Source organism: Segeticoccus sp., from assembly GCF_035708005.1.
On record NZ_DASSTI010000127.1, the window covers coordinates 1 to 3,893 of the forward strand.

Here is a 3,893-nt window from a genome sequence, read left to right on the forward strand (position 1 = left end):
GCGCGCTCCCGGCCGCGCCCGACGCGCCCGCGCAGCTGGTGCAGCTGCGACAGCCCGTACATGTCGGCGCGGTCGACGATGAGGGTGTTGGCGTTCGGCACGTCCAGCCCGGACTCGACGATCGTGGTCGCGACGAGGACGTCGTAGTTCTTCTCCCAGAAGTCGACCATGACCTTCTCGAGCTCGTTCTCGTTCATCTGGCCGTGCGCGATGCCGATCCGCGCCTCCGGGACGAGCCGCGCCAGGTTCGCCGCGACCTTGTTGATCGAGCGGACCCGGTTGTGCACGAAGAACACCTGGCCCTCGCGCAGCAGCTCGCGGCGGATCGCGGCGGCGATCTGCTTCTCCTCGTACGGCCCGACGAACGTGAGCACGGGGTGCCGCTCCTCCGGCGGCGTGAGGATCGTCGACATCTCCCGGATGCCGGTGAGGCCCATCTCCAGCGTGCGCGGGATCGGGGTCGCGGACATGGCGAGGACGTCCACCTGCGTCCGGAGGCGCTTCAGCTCCTCCTTGTGCTCGACCCCGAACCGCTGCTCCTCGTCGATGACGACGAGGCCGAGGTTCTTGAACCGGGTCTGCGACGACAGGATGCGGTGCGTGCCGACGACGATGTCCACGGTGCCCTCGGACAGCCCGCGCAGGGTCTCGTTGATCTCCGCGTCGGTCTGGAACCGGCTGATCGGCTTCACCACGACCGGGAACGCGGCGAACCGCTCGGTGAACGTCGACATGTGCTGCTGGACGAGCAGCGTCGTCGGCACCAGCACCGCGACCTGGCGGCCGTCCTGGACGGCCTTGAACGCGGCCCGCACCGCGATCTCGGTCTTGCCGTAGCCGACGTCCCCGCAGATCAGCCGGTCCATCGGGACGGGCTTGGCCATGTCGGCCTTGACCTCGTCGATGCTGCTCAGCTGGTCGGGGGTCTCCACGTAGGGGAAGGCGTCCTCCAGCTCACGCTGCCACGGGGTGTCCGGGCCGAAGGCGTAGCCCTCACTGGCCATTCGCGCGCTGTAGAGCCGGATCAGCTCCCCGGCGATCTGCTTGACGTGCTTGCGGGCCCGGCTCTTGGTGCGCGCCCAGTCCGAGCCGCCCAGCTTGTTCAGGGTCGGTTGCTCCCCGCCGACGTAGCGGGTGACCTGATCGAGCTGGTCGGTCGGCACGAACAGCCGGTCCCCCGGTTGCCCCCGCTTGCTTGGCGCGTACTCGAGGACAAGGTACTCCCGCGTCGCTCCCCCGACGGTGCGCTGCACCATCTCCACGAACCGGCCGACGCCGTGCTGCTCGTGCACCACGAAGTCGCCGGGGCGCAGCTGCAGCGGGTCGACCTGGTTGCGCCGCCGCGAGGGCATCTTGCGCATGTCCTTGGTGGAGCCGCCCGCGGTGCCGGTGCCGCCGACCAGGTCGGACTCGGTGACGACGATGAACTCACTGCTGGGCAGCACGAACCCGCGGCCGAGGTCCCCAGAGGTCAGGTGGATGACGCCCGGCTCGAGCGCGGTGGCGCCCTCGGCGGCCTCCAGCGAGAGGGGTCGGGTGGGCACGTCGTGCTCGCCGAGCACCTCCCCCACGCGTCGGGCGAGCCCGGGGCCCTCGGTGACGACCAGGACGCGCCAGCGACCGGCGACCCACTGCCGGAAGTCGTGCACCGCCTTCTCGGTGTCGCCGCGGTAGGCCTCCACGTCGTGGGACTCGACCGTGATGAGCTCATCAACGGACTCGTCCTCGGTGTTCTCGACGAACTCGGCCAGCTCGGCGTCAGTGGCGAAGGAGGTCAGCGACCACCACGGCCGGCCACTGGACAGGGCGTGCTCGCGCAGCTCGGCCATGGTCCAGTAAGAGGCGGTGCCGAGGACGCCCTGGAGGTCGACGGGGACGTTGTTGCCGGCCGCTGCATTGGCCCAGCTCGCCTCGAGGAACTCCGCGCTCGTCGCCACCAGGTCGTGGGCGCGGCGGCGGATCCGCTCGGGGTCGCACAGGACGACATGGGTCTCCTTGGGCAGGACGTCCAGCAGCAACTCCATGCCGCCGTCCTCGGCCGTGCTCGGGCGGCCTGGTTGCGGAAGCCCGCCGATGAGCGCCGGGCCGAGGGACTCCATCCCTTCCACCGCGATGCCCTGGGAGACTTTGTGCAGCATGTCGGCGACGCCGGGCAGCTGCTCGGCGAGCTCGGCGGCGCGCGCCTTGACGTTCTCGGTCAGCAGCAGCTCGCGGCACGGCGGTGCCCACAGCCCGTGTTCGGCGATCTCGAGGCTGCGCTGGTCGGCGACCTTGAACCAGCGGATCTCCTCCACCTCGTCGCCGAAGAACTCGATCCGGATGGGGTGCTGCTCGGTCGGGGGGAAGACGTCCAGGATGCCGCCGCGGACGGCAAACTCCCCCCGCCGCTCGACCAGGTCAGTGCGGGTGTAGGCGGCCGCCACCAGCGCCTCCACCACGTCATCGAGCGGCGCCTCGTCCCCCTGCCTGAGGGCCACCGGCTGGAGGTCGCCGAGCCCCTTGGCAATGGGCTGCTGCAGCGCCCGCACCGAGACCACGACCACGTCCACCGGCCCGTATGCCGGGTCCGTCGCGTCCGGGTGCGCCAGTCGCCTCAGCACGGCCAGGCGCCGGCCGACGGTGTCGCTGCGTGGGCTCAGCCGCTCGTGCGGGAGGGTCTCCCAGCTGGGGAACTCCACCACCCGCTCGGCCGGGAGGAAGCAGCGCAGTGCCGCCGCGAGGTCGTCGGCCTCCCGGCCCGTGGCGGTGACGGCGAGCACGGGGCGGGCGGACGGCATACCGGTCTCCTCCGGCCGGCCCGTGCCGGTCAGGGCGGCAATCAGCGGTCCGCGCGCACCAGCCGCCACGGCTACGTCGATGACCTGGATGTGGTCGTCCGCCGCCTGCAGCACAGCCTTGACGCCGCTGTCCTGGGTCAGGGCGTCCAGCAGCGGGGTGAGGCTCATGCGCGGGTGCTCCTCGGTGTGTTCAGGGTGTCGACAGCACGAAAGCCCCTGCCCGGCGAAGCGGGAGGGGTGACCGGGTCTAGGGTACGCCCGCCGGGCTCGCGGGACCTTCCCCCTACCACAGATCCGGCCGACGCGCCGAGGGATTGACCGTTTCGTTGTCGATACGCAATGCTCCCGGCCGGCCCCGACCACGTCCCGAAGGAGTATCCGTTGTTCGCCACCCTCTCCCAGAACGCCCGGCGCCGTACTGCGCTCATCGCCGGCTCGACGCTGGCCCTAGCCGCCTCGGTCAGCCTGATCGCTGCCCCTCAAGCGCAGGCGAAGGCAAAGATCAAGTGCAAGGACCTCGTCGGTTACGCGCAGGTGGACCCGGTCAAGTCACACAACGAGGGCAAGTCCATGCACCTGCACCAGTTCTTCGGCAACACCAAGCTGCTGCAGCTGAAGGATCCGAGCGCCGCTACATACGGAGAGCTGTCCGGGCAGGGGACGAACTGCGTGAACCCGTCGGACAGCGCGTCCTACTGGACTCCTGTGCTCAAAAACAAGAAGACCGGCGCGACCATCCCCGCCCAGGCGTTCACCGCCTACTACCGCAGCTGGGACTTCAAGGACCAGGGCGCGGGCGAGGCGTTCCCGCCCAACACCCGGTTGGTCGCCACCAAGCACAACTGGACCTGCGGCAACAAGGAGAACGTGGCTCCCTCGCAGACGATTCCGGACTGCAGCGGTGCGACGGGGAAGCCGGGGAGCACGCTCACGGCGCACGTCGACTTCCCCTCCTGCTGGGACGGGGTGCTCCCGAAGCACAGCCCCGGCGAGGTGGGCGACACCAACGACAACAAGCACTTCGCCTACCGCAACGGCGGCGCCTGCCCGGCGGGGTTCCCGCACAAGATGGTGTCGCTGCGGGAGACGGTGCAGTTCCACTACACCGGCACGGGA

Annotated in this window: 2 protein-coding genes; one reads left to right on the plus strand and one right to left on the minus strand. The window is 70.1% G+C overall.

The genetic code is table 11. From position 1 onward, the window contains the following. Positions 1–2,945: transcription-repair coupling factor (gene mfd / locus VFL99_RS12525; protein ID WP_325106699.1), on the minus strand; the 2,945-nt coding region annotated here is incomplete at its 3' end. Between the two features lie 213 nt (positions 2,946–3,158). On the opposite strand from mfd, the gene VFL99_RS12530 reads away from it, so the two are divergent. After that, on the plus strand, positions 3,159–3,893 hold a 735-nt coding region (locus tag VFL99_RS12530), incomplete at its 3' end, for a DUF1996 domain-containing protein (RefSeq protein ID WP_325106700.1).